Annotated in this window: 11 protein-coding genes; all 11 read right to left on the bottom strand. The window is 70.5% G+C overall.

Annotated elements, in window-relative coordinates:
• Positions 1 to 1,407, bottom strand: a 1,407-nt coding sequence (locus tag EAO73_RS10080; RefSeq protein WP_147971497.1) for a hypothetical protein, incomplete at its 3' end; no start/stop codon positions are given.
• A gap of 94 nt (positions 1,408 to 1,501) precedes the next feature.
• A complete protein-coding gene (locus EAO73_RS10075) occupies positions 1,502 to 4,579 on the bottom strand; it encodes a glycoside hydrolase family 3 protein (protein WP_147971036.1) in 3,078 nt (1,025 codons plus the stop codon).
• A 171-nt stretch (positions 4,580 to 4,750) separates the two neighbouring features.
• Positions 4,751 to 6,625, bottom strand: coding sequence for a discoidin domain-containing protein (locus EAO73_RS10070; RefSeq protein ID WP_147971035.1), 1,875 nt, complete (start codon positions 6,623 to 6,625; stop codon positions 4,751 to 4,753).
• Between the two features lie 52 nt (positions 6,626 to 6,677).
• Positions 6,678 to 8,099, bottom strand: coding sequence for a GH1 family beta-glucosidase (locus tag EAO73_RS10065; protein ID WP_147971034.1), 1,422 nt, complete (start codon positions 8,097 to 8,099; stop codon positions 6,678 to 6,680).
• A gap of 33 nt (positions 8,100 to 8,132) precedes the next feature.
• On the bottom strand, positions 8,133 to 9,143 hold the full coding sequence (locus tag EAO73_RS10060) for an ABC transporter ATP-binding protein (RefSeq protein WP_147971033.1): 1,011 nt from the start codon (positions 9,141 to 9,143) through the stop codon (positions 8,133 to 8,135).
• A complete protein-coding gene (locus EAO73_RS10055; RefSeq protein ID WP_147971032.1) occupies positions 9,140 to 10,120 on the bottom strand; it encodes an ABC transporter permease in 981 nt (326 codons plus the stop codon). The genes EAO73_RS10060 and EAO73_RS10055 overlap by 4 nt, the downstream gene beginning before the upstream one ends.
• A 4-nt stretch (positions 10,121 to 10,124) precedes the next feature.
• Entirely contained in the window at positions 10,125 to 11,105 is a 981-nt protein-coding gene (locus EAO73_RS10050) for an ABC transporter permease (RefSeq protein WP_147971031.1), read from the bottom strand.
• Positions 11,102 to 12,163 (bottom strand): ABC transporter ATP-binding protein, encoded by a 1,062-nt coding sequence (locus EAO73_RS10045; protein ID WP_147971030.1) that lies wholly within the window; start codon positions 12,161 to 12,163, stop codon positions 11,102 to 11,104. The genes EAO73_RS10050 and EAO73_RS10045 overlap by 4 nt, the downstream gene beginning before the upstream one ends.
• A 33-nt stretch (positions 12,164 to 12,196) precedes the next feature.
• Positions 12,197 to 13,873 (bottom strand): ABC transporter substrate-binding protein, encoded by a 1,677-nt coding sequence (locus tag EAO73_RS10040; protein WP_147971029.1) that lies wholly within the window; start codon positions 13,871 to 13,873, stop codon positions 12,197 to 12,199.
• A gap of 123 nt (positions 13,874 to 13,996) precedes the next feature.
• Complete coding sequence (locus EAO73_RS10035) at positions 13,997 to 14,971, bottom strand: LacI family DNA-binding transcriptional regulator (protein WP_147971028.1); 975 nt, start codon at positions 14,969 to 14,971, stop codon at positions 13,997 to 13,999.
• A 336-nt stretch (positions 14,972 to 15,307) separates the two neighbouring features.
• On the bottom strand, positions 15,308 to 16,915 hold the full coding sequence (gene cimA, locus EAO73_RS10030; protein ID WP_147971496.1) for a citramalate synthase: 1,608 nt from the start codon (positions 16,913 to 16,915) through the stop codon (positions 15,308 to 15,310).
• Between the last annotated feature and the right edge of the window lie 40 nt (positions 16,916 to 16,955).

The following is a 16,955-nucleotide window of genomic DNA, read 5'->3' as shown; positions in this document are numbered from 1 at the left end:
GCCGAATCCGCCGCCGTCCCCGAAGCCTCCCCCGTCGCCGAATCCGCCGCCGCCGAAGCCGGACGAGTCGAAGTCGGAGCCGGAGAAGTCGCCGCCGGAGAAGTCGCCGCCCATGTCGCCGCCGCCGTAGTCGCCGCCCCCGTAGTCCGCCGCGTACGCCGGGGTGGCGAGCATCGAGCCGAGCATGGTGCCGACCAGGAGGCCGGGCAGCAGGCCGCCGCCGAAGTAGCCGCCCGCCCAGGGGCCGTAGGCCGGGCCCGCCTCCCAGTACGGGCGGCGCGTGCCGTCGCCGACGTCCACGGTCCGGCTCATCGGGTCCTCGCCCTCGCGCAGCCGCACCCGGTCGGCCGCGCAGACCGGGACCTCGCGGGCGCTGCCGCCGGACGGGGACCAGCGGACGTCGGCGACCGAGGGGCCGTGGCGCGGGTCGAAGAAGCAGGGCGGGCGGCGGGCCGGGAGTTCGCGGCCGGAGCGGCGGGCGTCCAGCACGGCCAGCGAGTAGCGCCCGTCCTCCAGGGCCTGGGTCACTCCGCGCACGTCCGAGGGGTGCTTGGCGTGCTCCATACGGGACTTGGCGCTCTCGTAGGAGTCCAGGGCGCGTTCGTAGTCGGCGCGCATCAGGTCGTCGGCGCCGGCCTCCGCCGGGTGGAAGTCCAGCCGCTCCAGCGTTTCGCCGTACGCCGTGATGTCCTCGTCCACGACGACCCGCAGCTTGTCGAGCGCGGCCCGCTCCTCGGTCTCCTTGCGCCTGCGGTTCCGCCGTACGACCGTGTACGCGGCGGCTCCGCCGAGGACCACCACGGCGCCCGCGACTGCCAGGCCGACGGCGGTCGAGCCCTCGTAGGACCGGTGGCCGCCGCCCCAGGAACCGGGTGCGTGGCCCCGGGCCTGTTCGACGGCGCGGTCGACGAAGGTGTTGAGCTGGGTCGCGGCGTCGGTGTCCGCGCCGGGCGTCTTCACGGCGGCGGTGAGGTTGATGACCGCGCTCCGGGACATCACCTGCGGGTCGGCGCCCGCGCTGAAACCGTCACCGAGGCGGATCGCGTACACGCCGGTGATCCCGGTCTCGGTGCGCAGGGTGCGCAGGACGCTGTCCTCGGGGAAGGCGGGGCTCTGCGGGAGCACGGCCACGAAGACGGGCTTGTCGGCGTCCTTGATCTTCTTGGTCAGTGCGGAGGCCTGGGCCCGGGAGAGCTGGTCGGAGGCGGCCGGGTCGACGTAGACGGGCCCCTTGCGCAGGGCCTGCGCGACGTCGTTCACGGTGGAGGCGGTGGTCGCGGCCGGTGCGGCGGGGGCCGTCGCGGGGGCTGCCGCCGGGGCCAGGAACAGGGCGAGGACGGACAGCACCATCAGGAGCCCCGCCAGGAGCGCCGGGGCCGCAGCAGTGGGGAACGGCCTGTTCCGCATACTCCCACGCTAACGCACACCCGTGCGAAACGGGCGGGCGGAAAGACGGGGCGGGCGGGCGGCCTCCCGCACCGCCCGCCCGCCCCGCGCCCGGTCAGGCGGCCCGGTAAGCCGTCCTGAGCTTCGCCACCGCACCGGTCAGATCACCGGTGAGCAGCAGGTGGTCGGCGTCCGCGAACGGCTTGGACACCTTCTCGGTCAGCTTGCCGCCGGTCTTCTGCTGGACCAGCAGGCGGGCCTGGCCGACGATCTCCCGGCCGATCTCGGTGCGGCCGAGGCCGGTCCGCTCCGCGACCTGGGCGGCCAGCGCGAGCGCGGTGAGCGTCAGTTCGCCGCCCGCCGGGGGCTTCTTCAGGGTGGTGAGGCCCCAGCCGTACGGGAACTGCGGGTCGTACGAGGCGTCGCCCACGTTGACCGGCAGCTGCGCCTCGGACTTCGGCCAGGTCACCGGCAGCTGACCGGTGAAGGCCCGCTTGCCGAAGAGCACGTCGGCCACGCCGTCGCCCTCCGAGCCCGGCAGCCAGGACGCGACGAGCGCGTCGATGTCGCCGAGCCGGTCCCCGATGAGCTGGGGGCGGCCCGAGACGATCAGGACGGCGCACTTCATCGCGGCGCAGACCTTGTCGACGGCGGCCTTGTCGGCGTCGGACAGCTCCAGGTCGTGCCCGTTGCCGACGTCGCCGATGCCCTCCGCGTACGGGGTCTCACCGACGACCACCACACCGACGTCGTAGCCGGCCGTGTCGGCGGACGCGTCCTTGGAGTACGTGACGGACGCGGCGTCCTTCTTCATGGCGGACAGGATCGTGGTGCCCGGGGTGATCGGGCCGGACGAGCCCTGCCAGCTGACGGTCCAGCCGCCGGCCTGGTTGCCGATGTCGTCGGCGTTGGAGCCGGCCACGTACACCTTCTGCGAGGACTTCAGCGGCAGCACACCGCCGTCGTTCTTCAGCAGCACCTGCGACTTGGCGGCGGCCTCGCGGGCCACGGAGCGGTGCTCCGCCGAGCCGATCTTCTCCAGGTTGGCGGTGTCCGCGTACGGCTTCTCGAAGAGGCCCAGCTTGAACTTCTGGGTCAGGATGCGCGCGACCGCGTCGTCGATCCGGGACTGCGGGATGCGGCCGGCGGCCACCTCGTCCTGGAGCGTCTTCGTGAAGTCCTTGTACTCGGTCGGGACCATGATCATGTCGAGCCCGGCGTTGATGGACGTGCGCACGTCGCTCGCGTAGTCGCCGGGGATCTGGTCGATCGCCTTGTAGTCGCTGATGACGAAGCCCTCGAAGCCCATGCGGTCCTTGAGGACGCCGTTGATCATCTCGGCGTCGGCGTGCATCTTCACGGGGCCCTTGTCGTCCCCGATGATGTCGAGCGAGGAGTAGGACGGCATGACCGTGCCGACGCCCCGCTTCACCGCGTCCTCGAAGGGCGCGAGGTGGACGGCCTCCAGCTCCTGCCGGGTGACCTTGGTGACGCCCTGGTCGGTCGTGTACGAACCGGTGGTCGACGAGCCGTACTCCGTACCGCCGTCCCCGACGTAGTGCTTGGCGGTCGCCAGCACCTTGTCGTTGCGGTCCAGGTCCTTGCCGTCGGCCGCGCCCTGCATGCCCTGGATCACGGTCTCCAGGGACTCCACGAGCGCCGGGTCCTCACCGTACGACTCGTACGAACGGCCCCAGCGCTCGTCGCGCGAGACGCAGAGGCACGGCGCGAAGTCCCACGGGACGCCGGTGGCGCGCACCTCGCTCGCGGTGACGGCGCCGGTCTTCTCGGCGAGCTTCGGGTCGCGGGTGGCACCGAGGCCGACGTTGTGCGGCATGATCGTCGAGCCGACCAGGTTGTTGTGGCCGTGCACCGCGTCCACGCCGTAGATCAGCGGGATCTGGAAGCGGGTGGCCTGGGCGCGCAGCTGATAGCCGTCGATCATCTTCGCCCACGCCTCGGGGGTGTTGGGCGAGGGGACCGAGCCGCCGCCGGAGAGCAGCGAGCCGAGGTCGTAGGTGGCGATGTCGCCGTGGGAGCCGAGTGCGTTGCGCTCGGCCTGGGTCATCTGGCCGGCCTTCTCGGCGGGCGACATCCGGGAGAGCAGGTCCGCGACCCGCTGCTTCACCGGCAGCTTGGCGTTCTGGTAGGGCAGCCCGTGGGCGTCGATGACGGCCTGCGGGTTCTCCTTCGGCGGCCGGGCGCCGGTGACGGTCACGTCCAGCGGGATCGTCTTCGCGGAGGCGGCGCCGCTCACCTTCCTGGTGGCGACGGTGACCTTGTGCGTGGTGCCGGACGCGGTGCCCGCCGGGAAGGTGTACGTGCCGCTCACCGGCGTGAAGTCGGTGCCCGCCTTCGCGGTGCCGCCCTTCGTCTCGTACGCGACGGTGACGGGCTCCTCCAGCGGGACGGAGCCGGTCGTGGTGACCGTGAGGCCGAGGGCCGCGGAGGCGCCCTGCTTCACCGGGACCACCGCGGCGTCGGTGACGACGCTCGCCTTCAGGGCCGCGTCGGCCTTGCCGTACAGCTCGACGCCGTCCATGGCGAAGGTGCCGGGGGCGCCGGGCGGCAGGGTGAGGGCGTAGCCCCACATCTCGTTCAGGCCGAGGACCTGGTCGATGCCGCCGACCGGCTGGTAGTCGCCCCGGTAGGCGAAGTCGGCGAACGGGATCTCGACGAGGTGCCAGCCCTCCCAGTCGTCCGTGAACGAGGTCGTCCACAGCTCGGAGGCCTCGCCGTTGGCGCCGCCGTCCTTGATCTCGAAGGCGATCCGCTTGCCCGAACCGGGCGGCAGGGGCGCGGTGTTCTGGCCGTACCACCAGAAGCGGATGCCCTTGTGGGCGGACCAGTCGTGGGCGGGCCGGTCGGCGGCGTAGTCGTGGCTGAAGCCGCCGTAGCCGCTGATGTCGTAGCTGCCTTCGAGGACCTTGGCGCCCTCGGGGGCGTCCGCGCGGTCCTTCAGCGCCAGGGTGGGCGGGTCGTCGGCGTCGCCGCCCCAGGTGAAGATGCCCTCGGCCGGCTGGTTGGCGAAGGGCACCTCGCCCTCGAAGCGGTCGACGGCGACGGGCGCCGGTTCGTCGGCGGCCGGGGCCGCCGTGCTGGGAACGGCCCCGGCGAGCAGGCCGGCCACCACGGTGGCGGCGGCCAGCACGGCGGTCGCGGGTCTCGCCCGACGACGGGTGCGGGGAGGCATGTGTGCGGCTCCTTCGTACGGTGCCCGCGCGCGGCTCGGCGGGGGCCGTGCCGCGCGCGGGGGTGCGGGTGGTACCGGGAGGTGACGTGCCTGTGGGGGGGGTGTGGTGGGGTGTGGTGCGTGGGGGGTGGCTTCGTGGGGACTTCGGCGCGGCTTCGTGGGGCCCGGGGGCTACTTCTTCTGCTCCACCCGCACCCAGTCGATCTCCGCCCTGACGCCGCCCTGGGCGACGCGGTCGACGCTGGACTGCGGAAGACCCCAGTACGGGCTGGTGACCTTGTTCCACCCGGCGGGATACGCGCCGCCGAGGGCCAGGTTGAGGATCACGTACTGGTTGTGGTCGAAGACCCACTTGCCGCGCGTGGACTCCAGCTTGGAGCGGGAGGTCGTCTGCACGACACGGTCATCGACGGTGAACGTCATGCCCTCGGGCGTCCACTCGACGCCGTAGGTGTGCCACTGGTCGGCGCGCCCGCCGTCGGCGTACGTCTGCTGCTTGCCGATGTTGCCGTCGGCGGAGTAGCCGGGGCCGTGCAGGGCGGAGCTGGTCCAGTCGCCGTAGCCGATGTTCTCCATGATGTCCGTCTCGCCCGAACCGGGCCAGGACACGTTGGGGTCGTCGACGTTACTGCCCAGCATCCAGAAGGCGGGCCAGAAGCCGTCGCCGACCGGCAGCTTCATGCGGGCGCTGACCTTGCCGTAGGTGAAGTCGAACTTGGTGTTGGTGTCGATGCGGCCGGAGGTGAAGTCGAAGGTGCCCGCGGGCGTCTGGGTGCAGCCCTTGCAGTACTTCGACTGGAGGACGAGGGCGCCGTTCTCGGTACGGATGTTGTCCGCCGAGTCGACGTACGCCTGGGATTCGCCGTTGACCGGGTTCATCTCCGTCCCGGTGCGCACGACCCGCCATTTGTTGCGGTCGAGGCCGGAGCCGGTGAAGTCGTCGAAGAACGTGGTGGTGTAGGCGCCGCCGGGGTTCTTGGGCAGGGCCGGGTAGGCGGCGCTCGCGCTGCCGCCGGTTCCCCAGACCTGGAACTCGTAGAGCGAATAGCCGAACTGGGCGGTCGCCGGGGCCGGGTTGTAGAAGGAGCGGCGCTCCACGCCGAGCATCCGGACGTAGCGGCCGGTCGCCGGGGTGGACAGCTTCACCGTGTCGTGCCGTCCGACCGCGTCGCCCGGCGCCTTGACGTCGGCGCGGCGGGCGGCGACCTCGGAGGCGGAGGGCTGGTAGACGGTGCGCCAGGTGCGGTTGTCGTCGGAGACCTGGACGCGGTAGTCGACGGCGTAGGCCGCCTCCCAGTACAGGTCGACGGTGTCGATGGTGGAGGTGGCCCCGAGGTCGACGCCCACCCAGCGGTTGGCGTTCCAGTCGCTGGACCAGCGGGACCGGTCGGCCTTGAGGTCGGCGGGCCAGCCGCCGTCGGTGACGAAGGCCGGGGAGTTGCCGGCGTGCTGGTAGAGGTCGCCGTACGCGGGGTGGTTGAGGGCGAGGTTGGTGCGGGTGGTGGAGGCCGGGGCGGGCTCTCCCCCGTACACCTTGAAGGAGTAGAGCGAGTAGCCCCAGGCCGTGGCGCGCTGGATGCCGCGCATGCGGACGTAGCGGCCGGTGACCTCCTGCGGGTAGGTGTGCGCGGTGACGCTGCCGCCGGTGCCGTCGTCCTCGGTGTAGAAGGTGGTCCAGTCGGTGCCGTTCTTCGACACCTCCAGGACGTACTTCTTGCCGTACGCGGCCTCCCAGTCCAGGGTGACGCTGCTGACGCGGATGACGGAGCCGAGGTCGACCCGGATCCAGGCGTCGTCGGCGAAGTTGCTGGACCAGCGGGTGGTGCCGTTGCCATCGGCCGCCGCCCCGGGCCCGGAGGCGGCGTTCTCGCTGCCGGAGGCGGTGACGGCGCCCGGGTTCGCGGCGTAGGCGGAGGCGGCCCGGTCGGTGTCCCAGGCCGCGGCCTCGGCCGCCGCCGGCTTGGGGACCGGGGCGGCGAAGGCCATGGGGGCGGCGAGGGCGATCAGAGCGGCGGTGGTGGCTGCCAGGGTCGTACGAGAGGGCATGGTGGGGTGTCCCGTTCGTATCGGTGAGGGTGAGCCACCCGCGGCAGTGGGGCTACGAGGCGTCGCGGGTGAGCCGGATGGTGTCGCGGTACCACTTGGCGCTGTCCTTGAGTGTCCGCACCTGCGTGTCGTAGTCGACGCGGACGATGCCGAACCGCTTGTCGTAGCCGTAGGACCACTCGAAGTTGTCCATCAGCGACCAGGCGAAGTAGCCCCGCACGTCCGCCCCTTGGGCGCGGGCGGCGGCGACGGCGGCGATGTGGTCGGCGAGATAGGTGGTGCGGTCGGCGTCGTGGATCTCGCCGTCCTCGGAGACGGTGTCGTCGAACGCGGCGCCGTTCTCCGTGATGACCGTCGGGAGGCCGTAGTCCTTCTCCAGACGGACGAGCAGGTCGGTGAGGGCGGAGGGGGTGATCTCCCAGTCCATGGCGGTGCGCGGCAGCTCGCGCTCCACCTGCCGGGTGACGGGCAGCCCTTCCGCGTCGGTGGTCGCGCCGTCCTCGGTGACGCCGGAGAACAGCGAGCCCCGGTAGAAGTTGACGCCGAGGACGTCCAGCGGGGTGGAGATGGCCTCCAGGTCGCCGTCCTGGACGGGCAGTTCGATGCCCTGGGCGGCGAGGTCGGCGACGACGTCCTCGGGGTAGGAGCCCTTGACGACCGGGTCCAGGTAGATCCGGGCGCCCATGCCGTCGGCGCGGCGGCAGGCCTCGGCGTCCTCGTGGCTGTCGGTCTCCGGGGTGGCGGTGCCCAGGTTGAGGGTGATGCCGAGTTCGAGCTCGTTGCCCCGGGCCGCGGCCTGCTCGCGCAGGTACTGCGAGGCGAGGCCGTGGCCGAGGAGCAGGTGGTGCACGGCGTGGACGGCCTCGCCGAAGTTCTGCCGGCCGGGCGCCTGGTTTCCGTAGGCGTAGCCGAGCATCGCCGAGCACCAGGGCTCGTTGAGCGTCGTCCAGTGCTTCACGCGGTCGCCCAGCGCGTCGTAGGCGAGGGCCGCGTACTCGGCGAAGCGGTACGCGGTGTCGCGCACCGGCCAGCCGCCCGCGTCCTCCAGCTCCTGCGGCAGGTCCCAGTGGTAGAGGGTGATCCAGGGGGTGACGCCCCTGGCCTCCAGCTCGTCGACCAGGCGCTTGTAGAAGTCGAGGCCCTTGGCGTTGGCCGGGCCCCGGCCGCCCGGCTGGATGCGCGGCCAGGCCAGCGAGAAGCGGTACGTGTCGACGCCGAGGTCCGCGATCAGCCGCACGTCCTCCGGCATCCGGTGGTAGTGGTCGCAGGCCACGTCACCGTTCTCACCGCGGACGACCATGCCCGGCACCCTGCAGTACGTGTCCCAGATGGACGGCGTCCTGCCGTCCTCGGCCGCCGCGCCCTCGATCTGGTACGCGGCTGTGGCGACGCCCCAGCGGAAGCCGGCGGGCAGACCGGGTACGGCCTGGGCGGCGATCTCGCGGGCGTAGGCCTGGGGGGTGACGAGGTTCATGGTTCTCCTGTGGTGTGCGTTGCTCGTGGCGCGCTACGCGCGGGCGGCGGTGGCCGGGGCCTCGTGGTGGAGCCAGCAGGCCACCGAGCGGGAGCCGTCCGCGTCCGGCGTCGCGAGCACCGGGACGTGGGTGTCGCAGCCCTCGACCTTCTTGGCGCAGCGGGGGTGGAAGGCGCAGCCGGACGGCATCGCCGAGAGGTGCGGGGGCGAGCCGGGGATGCCGCTGAGTTCCCGGCGGGGCCCGTGCAGGGCGGGGAAGGAGTGGAGCAGTCCGGCGCTGTACGGGTGGCGGGGGTCGCGGTAGATCTCGGAGGCGCCGGCCTGTTCGACGATCCGGCCGCCGTACATGATCGCGATCCGGTCGGAGAACTCGATCAGCAGCGAGATGTCGTGGGTGATGAAGACGACCGAGAAGCCGAGTTCCTCGCGGAGCCGGACCAGCTGGCGCAGGATCTGGCGCTGCATGACGACGTCGAGCGCGGTGGTCGGCTCGTCCATGATGACGATCTCGGGCTCCAGGGCGAGCGCCATCGCGATCATCACGCGCTGGCGCATGCCGCCGGAGAGCTGGTGCGGGTAGGCGCCGAGCCGGTCCGGGGAGATCCCGACGAGGCTGAGCAGTTCCCGGGCGCGGGCGGTGCGGTCGGCCTTCCGCATCTCCGGGCGGTGGGCCTGGAGCACGTCGGTGAGCTGGTTGTGGACCGTGTACACGGGGTTCAGCGAGTTCATCGCGCCCTGGAAGACGATCGACAGCTCCTGCCAGCGGAAGGCGCGCAGCTCGGCCGCCGACAGGGCCAGCAGGTCGAGCGCCTGGCCGTCGCGCTGGTGGTAGTGGACCTCGCCGCCGGTGATGACCCCGGGCGGGGAGAGGAGCCGGGTGACCGCGTAGGCGAGGGTGGACTTGCCGGAGCCGGACTCGCCGGCGAGGCCGAGGACCTCGCCGCGGTGCAGGGTGAGGTCGATGTCGCGCAGCGCGTGCACGGCGTCGGCGCCGGTCCCGTAGTCGACGTTGAGGCCGCTGATGGTGAGAACGGGCTCGCTCATGAGCGGGTCTCCTTGTGGCGGGCGGTGCCGGTACGAGCCACCGGGGTGAAGCCGACGCGCATCCTGACCTTGCGGGAGCCGCCGGTCTCGGTGCGCAGCCGCGGGTTGACGAACTCGTCGATGCCGAAGTTGATGAGCGCGAGGGACATGCCGAGCAGGGCGATGCAGAGCCCGGCCGGGACGAACCACCACCAGGCGCCCTGGGCGAGGGCCTGGCTGGACTGCGCCCAGAACAGGACGGTCCCCCAGTTCCAGTTGGAGATGTCGGCGACGCCGATGAAGGCGAGGGTGATCTCGGAGAGGATCGCGAAGATGACCGTGCCGACGAAGCCGGAGGCGATGACGGCGGTGAGGTTCGGCATCACCTCGAAGAGGATGATCCGCCAGGTCGGCTCGCCCGTGGCGCGGGCCGCCTCCACGTAGTCGCGGCGGCGCAGCGACAGCGTCTGGGCGCGCAGGACGCGGGCGCCCCAGGCCCAGGAGGTGAGGGCGATGACGAAGGCGATGAGCAGGTCGCCCGCGTCGGTGACGAAGCTGGCGATGATGATGATCAGCGGCAGTCCGGGGATGACCAGGAAGACGTTGGACAGCAGCGACAGGGCCTCGTCGGCCAGGCCGCCGAGGAAGCCGGCGGTGACCCCGATCAGCACGGACAGGGCGGTGGCGAGGATGCCCGCGATGAAGCCGACGAGGAGCACGCCCCGGGTGCCGACGAGGATCTGCGAGAGCACGTCCTGACCGGTCTGCGTGGTGCCGAACCAGTGCGAACCGGAGGGCGGTTGCAGCAGGTCCTGGCTCATCGCGCTGGGGTCGTACGGGGCGATCCACGGGCCGATGATCGCGATCAGCACGAAGAAGAGCAGGATGCCCAGTCCGACGACGGTCTTCCGGCCGCGCAGGAAGCGGAATTTGCGCTTGCTCGCTGCCGGGGTTTCGGCGGCATCGAGTACGGCGACCTCGGTTGCGGTGACGGCCATGGCCCTACGCCTCCCTTCGGGTACGGGGGTCGAGGAGCATGTAGAGAATGTCGGCGAGGAGGTTCGCCGCCAGGACGGAGAGCGTGATGATGAGGAAGATGCCCTGCATGAGGGGGTAGTCCTTGGCCCCCACGCCCTGGAAGAGCTGGTAGCCGATGCCCGGGTAGGAGAAGACCATCTCGACCAGGAGCGTGCCGCCGACGATGAAGCCGAGCGAGAGGGCGAAGCCGGAGATGTTGGGCAGGATCGCGTTGCGTGCCGCGTAACCGAACATCACCCGGCGCTCGGAGAGGCCCTTGGCCTGGGCGACCATGACGTAGTCCTCGCTGGACACCGTCACCATCATGTTCCGCATGCCGAGGATCCAGCCGGCCACGGCGCTGAGCACGATCGTGAAGCCGGGCAGCACCCCGTGGTAGAGCGCGCTGGAGATGAACGGCCAGTCGAAGGCGGGCACCAGCGAGTTGTCGTAGCCGCCGTCGGCCGGGAAGAGCGGCCACTTCACGGCGAACAGCGAGATCGCGATGAGCCCGAGCCAGAAGTACGGGATCGACGAGATGAACGTGGTGACGGGCAGCAGGCTGTCCATCCAGGAGCCGCGCCGCCAGCCGGTGAAGACGCCGATGCCGGTGCCGAGCAGGAAGCTGATCAGCGTGGTGATGCCGACGAGCGCGAGCGTCCAGGGCAGCGACTGGGAGATGACCTCGCTGACCGGCGTCGGGAAGAAGGTGAAGGACAGGCCGAGGTCGCCGTGGAACAGGTGCGCCCAGTAGTCCGTGTACTGCTGCCAGAGCGACTGCTTCTTGTCGAGGCCGAACAGGGCCTTCAGCGAGGCGATGGCGTTGGTGTCCAGCTGGCCCTGGAAGCGGGCGATCAGCGACTGGACCGGGTCGCCCGGCATGAGGCGCGGGATGAGGAAGTTGATCGTGATGGCGGCCCAGGCCGTGACCAGGTAGAAGGCGAGCCGTTGGAGCAGGAACTTCACTTCGCAGCCTCCTTCTGGTGGTCGTCGGTGCGGGCGGTGCCGGTGCCGTCGTACAGCCAGCACGCGGCCCACTGGCCGTCGGCCAGGTCGAAGCGGGGCGGCAGCTCGGTGCGGCAGCGCTCCATCGCCTTGGGGCAGCGGGGGTGGAAGCGGCAGCCGGCGGGCGGGTCGATGAGCGACGGGGGCTCGCCGGTGCCGTTGTCCTCGGGCTCGTCCTCGGCGCCCGCCCGGTCGGGGTGGGGCGCCGAGGCGATGAGGAGCTGGGTGTAGGGGTGTGCGGGGCGCTGGGTGACGGTCTCGCTGTCACCGCCCTCGACGATCCGGCCCGCGTACATCACCAGCGTGGTGTCCGCGAAGTAGCGGGCGGAGGCGATGTCGTGGGTGATGTAGAGGATCGCGAGGTGCAGCCGGTCCTTGAGGTCCTTGAGCAGGTTGAGCACCCCGAGCCGGATGGACACGTCCAGCATCGAGACCGGCTCGTCGGCCAGGAGGACCTGGGGGTCGGCGCCGAGCGCGCGGGCGATGGCCACGCGCTGGCGCTGACCGCCCGACAGCTCGTGCGGGAACTTGTCCAGGTACTGATGAGGAGGAGTCAGCTGGACGCGGTTCAGCAGAGCGGTCAGGTTCTGTTCCAGTTCCGCCTCTCCGTTGCCCGCCCGGCCGTGGATCTTCAGTGACCGGGTGAGGTGGTAGCGCACAGTGTGCACGGGGTTCAGCGAGGCGAACGGGTCCTGGAAGATGAGCTGGACCCGGCGTACGTAACTGCGGAAGGACCGGCCACGTCCGGCCTTCACCGGCTGCCCGCCCAGGTGTATCTCGCCCGAGGTGAGCGGATACAGCTGCGCGAGCAGTCTGGCGACGGTGGACTTCCCGGAGCCCGACTCCCCCACCAGTGCCGTGACGGTGCCGCGCCGCAGTTCCAGCGAGGCGTCGTCGACGGCGTGGACGGTACGGCGCCGGCGGGCGAGGAGATCGCCTGCCGTGCGCCGCACGGCGAAGTGCTTGGTGACTCCGCGTGCTTCGAGCACGATGTGGTTGTTCTCTGACTGTTCAGACATGACCGGTACCTGGAATCCCTGAGTCCCTGCGTACTACTTGGCGGGCTTGAGCTTCAGCACGATCTCCAGCGAGGAGCGCTGGGTGTGCTGCGGGTCGGCGTACGGGTCGTCCTCGGTGGGCCAGCCCACCCAGTTCTTCGTGGAGTACTCGGCCCCGATGGGCGCGGCCGCGGTCGGGACCATCGGCGCCTGCTCGACCATGATCTTCTGGAGCGTGTTCATCGCCGAGGTGCGGGCGCTGTCCGTGGTGGCCTGGGCGAAGTCCTTCAGCGCCTCGGTCGCCTCGGTGCTCTTGAAGCGGCCGAAGTTGCCGGACTGGGACGGCTTGCCGATCGGCTGGAGCAGGGCGCCGTCCATGATGTTCTGGTACATGTCGTACGGGGTGGCGCCGCTGTTGGTCCAGTGCAGGGTGGCGTCGAAGTTGCCGTTGGCGACGTCCGCGCCCCAGGCGTCCGCGGTCTGCGTCTTGACCTTGGCGTCGATGCCGATCTTCTTGATGTTGTCCTTGATGATCGACAGGCCGGTGATGTAGTCGTTCCAGCCGGCCGGGTCGGTGAAGGTGAGCTTCACCGGCTTGCCGCTCGGGTCCTTGAGGACGCCGCCGCTGAGCGTGAAGCCGGCCTTCTCCAGGACCTTCTTGGCGCCCTCGACATCGGGCTTGGTGGTGGCGCTCTTGTACTCCGGGGAGATGAACGACTCACCGGCGGGCAGCGGGATGCCGGTGGGGTTGGTGATCTCCGGGTAGAGCGTCGCCTCGGCCTGGGTGTAGATGGCGTTGCGGTCGATGACCATCGCCATGGCCTTGCGCAGCGCCGGGTTGTCGAACGGCTTGCGGGTGGTGTTGAACCAGAGGCCGTGGATGCCGAGGCCGGAGGGGAACCACAGCTTGTGGTTCTTCGGGTCCTTGGCGATGAACAGCTTCTTGTAGTCCGGCATGAAGACGAACGACCACTCCAGCTTGCCGCTGGCGAGCGCGGTGGTGGCCGCGTTGTTGTCGTTGTAGGTGCTGTAGCGCAGCTCCTTGACCTTGGTCGAGCCCTTCCAGTAGGTGGGCGTCGCGGTCAGCGTGGTGGTCTGCGGCGTGAAGGTCTTCAGCTTGTACGGGCCCGAGCCGACGGGGGTGCGGTTGGGCCAGGTCTCCGGGTTCTTGACCTTCTCCCAGATGTGCTTGGGCACGATGTACTGCTGGATGATCTTGTTCTGGTTGACGTACTGCGAGTCGTCGAAGGTCAGGACGACCTGCTTGCCCTTGACCTCGATCCCGCCCCACTTGATGCCGTCGGCGTTGAGCGCCGGGTGCTTCTTCAGCAGGTCGAAGGTGAACGCCACGTCCTCGGCGGTCAGCGGCTTGCCGTCGGCCCACTTGGCGCGGTCGTCGAGCGTGAAGGTGACCTTCGTGTAGTTGAGCTCCCACTTCCAGTCGGTCGCCAGCCACGGGTCGGCCTTGTCGGCGGGCCGGATCTGGCTCGTCATCGCCAGGGGCTCGTAGATCATCCAGCGGTAGCCGAGGGTCGCGCCGGCCGAGGTGTTGAGGAACGGGTTGCTGTTGTTCGTCTGCGGTCCGTCCGGCTTGCCCAGGTTCAGGACGCCCGACGCGGCGCTGCCGCCGTTCTTGTTGTGGTTCGAGTTGGCCGAGGAACAGCCTGCGGCGAGTGCGACCACCGCGGTGGCGAGCGCGGCGGCTCTCAGCGTGTGACGGCGTGCGGACATAACGACTCCAGGAGGGACTGGCGGGTCTGGGAGATCCGGAAACGGGCAGCGCTCGGCGCGCCTTGTACGGGCGTAGCGGTTGTGGGCGTAGCAGGTGCGGTGGGCCTGGGGGAGCCCTGGCCGCTAGGGCGCCGAGTGGCGCACGACCAGTTCGGTGGGCAGCACGACCGGTGCGTCGGGTACGGGCGTGCCGCCGAGGTGGGAGAGCAGCATCCGTGCGGCCGTCTCACCCATCTGCCGGGTGGGCTGTCGCACGGTGGTCAGGGGCGGTTCGGTGTGCTCGGACATCGGGATGTCGTCGAAGCCGACGACCGCGATGTCCCCGGGCACGGTCTTCCCCGCGGCGCGCAACGCCCGCAGCACGCCTGCCGCGGTGATGTCGTTGTGGGCGAAGACCGAGTCGAACTCCGTGCCCGCGGCGAGGAGTTCCTCCACGGCCAGCCGGCCGCAGCGTTCGGTGAAGTCCCCCCGGACGACGAGGTCGGTGGGCAGCACCGAGACGAACCCGGCCAGCCGGTCGCGTACGCAGCCGAAGTCCTGAGGGCCGGTGATCACGACGGGCCTGGTGCGTCCGGCATCCCGCAGATGGCGGGCGGCCGACGCGCCTCCTTCGTGGTTGGTGGTCACGACGGAGGGGAATTCGGGGTGATGGCCGCGATCGTCGATCAGCACGATCGGCAGGCCGTCGCGGTGCAGTTCGGTGAGGTGGTCCAGGGTGTTCTCGGGTTCCACCACGACCAGTCCGTCGAAGGCCCGCGCCGACACCTGGCTGGTGAAGCGCTCCACGGACTCGGCCCCGCGGTTGCAGGTGAACAGCAGCAGCCCGTAGTCGGCGGCCTCGACGGTGTCGACGACGCCCTGGAGCACCTCGCCCATCCAGGGCCAGGTCAGCGAGGGCACCAGCATGCCGACCGTACGGCTGCTGCCGCGGGCCAGACCGACGGCGCCCGAGCTGGGCACGTAACCGAGCTGTGCGATCACTTCGCGAACACGGGCGGCCGTCGAACCGTCCACCTCGCCCTTGGTGTTGATGACCCGGGACACGGTCGTCTTGCTGACGCCGGCCTCGCGGGCGACATCAGCGATGGTGACACGCATCGGGGCCTCCAGGGACACAACGGGACAGAGGGAACGGCCTCAGCGGCCTGCGATGGAACCGGTACCGCAACCGGTTCCGGAACCGGTACCGGCGTTGGTGGCTGGAGTTAACCTCGCTGGAACACAGCCGTCAATACTTCACGTCGAGATTGGTCCGTACCCATCTGATAACGAGAAGAACACGGTCCCTGCGTTCAACTCCTGAACGAAAAGGGGCCTTGACGCGGGCACGCGAATACCGTTCACTCGGTTTCCGTACGGAGCCGTACACGCGAACGCCCCCGTCCGCCCTGCCGGTTGCGGCGGGCGGACGGGGGCGGCGTGTCGTGCGGGGTGTCAGTCCGTCGGTTCGATCCCGGCGCGCAGCAGGCCGTACGTGTACGCGTCCTCCAGCGCCTGCCAGGACGCGGCGATGATGTTCTCCGCGACCCCGACGGTCGACCACTCGGCGGTGCCGTCACCGGTGGTGATCAGGACGCGGGTGGTGGAGTCGGTGCCGGTGCGGCCCTCCAGGATGCGGACCTTGTAGTCCATCAACTCCAGCTTGGCGAGCTGCGGGTAGATCCGCTCCAGGGCGACCCTCAGCGCCCGGTCCAGGGCGTTGACGGGGCCGTTGCCCTCGGCGGTGGCGACGATCCGCTCCCCCTTGGCCCACAGCTTCACGGTCGCCTCGTTGGCGTGGGTGCCGTCGGGGCGGTCCTCGACGATCGCGCGCCAGGACTCGATACGGAAGTAGCGCCGCACCCGGCCCTCGGCCTCGGCGCGCAGCAGCAGCTCGAAGGAGGCGTCGGCCGCCTCGTAGGTGTAGCCCTTGAGTTCGCGTTCCTTGACGCGCGCCACGACCCGGGCGACCAGCTCGCGGTCGCCCCCGAGGTCGATGCCCAGCTCGTCGCTCTTCAGCTCGATGGAGGCGCGGCCGGCCATGTCGGAGACCAGCATCCGCATGGTGTTGCCGACCAGGGCGGGGTCGATGTGCTGGTAGAGGTCCGGGTCGACCTTGATCGCGGAGGCGTGCAGCCCGGCCTTGTGCGCGAAGGCGGAGACGCCGACGTAGGGCTGATGGGTGGAGGGGGTGAGGTTGACGACCTCGGCGATGGCGTGCGAGACCCGGGTCATGTCGGCCAGCGCGCCCTCGGGGAGCACCCGCTTGCCGTACTTGAGCTCCAGCGCGGCCACGACCGGGAAGAGGTTGGCGTTGCCGACGCGCTCGCCGTAGCCGTTGGCGGTGCACTGGACGTGCGTGGCGCCCGCGTCGACGGCGGCCAGGGTGTTGGCGACGGCGCAGCCCGTGTCGTCCTGGGCGTGGATGCCGAGCCGGGCGCCGGTGTCGGCGAGGACCGTGGCGACGACGGCCTGGATCTGGGCCGGGAGCATCCCGCCGTTGGTGTCGCAGAGGATGACGACGTCGGCGCCGGCCTCGGCGGCGGCCTTCACCACGGCCTTGGCGTACTCCGGGTTGGCGCGGTACCCGTCGAAGAAGTGCTCGCAGTCCACGAAGACCCGGCGGCCCTGTTCGCGGAGGTGGGCGACGGTGTCGCGGACCATCTCCAGGTTCTCCTCCAGCGTGGTGCGCAGCGCGAGCTCCACGTGGCGGTCGTGGGACTTGGCGACCAGCGTGATGACCGGGGCGCCGGACTCCAGCAGCGCCTTGACCTGGGGGTCCGTCGCCGCCGAGCCGCCCGCCCTGCGGGTCGCGCCGAAGGCGACCAGCTCGGCGTTCTTGAACTCGATCTCCTGGCGGGCGCGGGCGAAGAACTCGGTGTCGCGGGGGTTGGCGCCCGGCCAGCCGCCCTCGATGAAGCCGACGCCGAACTCGTCCAGGTGCCGGGCGATGGTGAGCTTGTCGGCGACCGTCAGGTTGATGCCTTCACGCTGTGAACCGTCACGCAGCGTGGTGTCGAAGACATGGAAGCTGTCGTCGGTGGGCTTGGCCTTGGTGGTCATGGCTGGTCTGACTCCTGTCGGATGAGTGGATCCGGACGGC

The organism is Streptomyces sp. col6, assembly GCF_008042035.1.
GTDB lineage: Bacteria > Actinomycetota > Actinomycetes > Streptomycetales > Streptomycetaceae > Streptomyces.
The sequence above is the reverse complement of the archived record's forward strand: the minus strand, read 5'-3'. Positions and strand labels throughout refer to the sequence as shown.

Excerpts from the sequence above, each read along its gene's own strand:
- EAO73_RS10075 (WP_147971036.1), bottom strand. The coding sequence starts at position 4,579 with ATGCCTCCCCGCACCCGTCGTCGGGCGAGACCCGCGACCGCCGTGCTG.
- EAO73_RS10070 (WP_147971035.1), bottom strand. The coding sequence starts at position 6,625 with ATGCCCTCTCGTACGACCCTGGCAGCCACCACCGCCGCTCTGATCGCC.
- EAO73_RS10065 (WP_147971034.1), bottom strand. The coding sequence starts at position 8,099 with ATGAACCTCGTCACCCCCCAGGCCTACGCCCGCGAGATCGCCGCCCAG.
- EAO73_RS10060 (WP_147971033.1), bottom strand. The coding sequence starts at position 9,143 with ATGAGCGAGCCCGTTCTCACCATCAGCGGCCTCAACGTCGACTACGGG.
- EAO73_RS10055 (WP_147971032.1), bottom strand. The coding sequence starts at position 10,120 with ATGGCCGTCACCGCAACCGAGGTCGCCGTACTCGATGCCGCCGAAACC.
- EAO73_RS10045 (WP_147971030.1), bottom strand. The coding sequence starts at position 12,163 with ATGTCTGAACAGTCAGAGAACAACCACATCGTGCTCGAAGCACGCGGA.
- EAO73_RS10040 (WP_147971029.1), bottom strand. The coding sequence starts at position 13,873 with ATGTCCGCACGCCGTCACACGCTGAGAGCCGCCGCGCTCGCCACCGCG.
- EAO73_RS10035 (WP_147971028.1), bottom strand. The coding sequence starts at position 14,971 with ATGCGTGTCACCATCGCTGATGTCGCCCGCGAGGCCGGCGTCAGCAAG.
- cimA (WP_147971496.1), bottom strand. The coding sequence starts at position 16,915 with ATGACCACCAAGGCCAAGCCCACCGACGACAGCTTCCATGTCTTCGAC.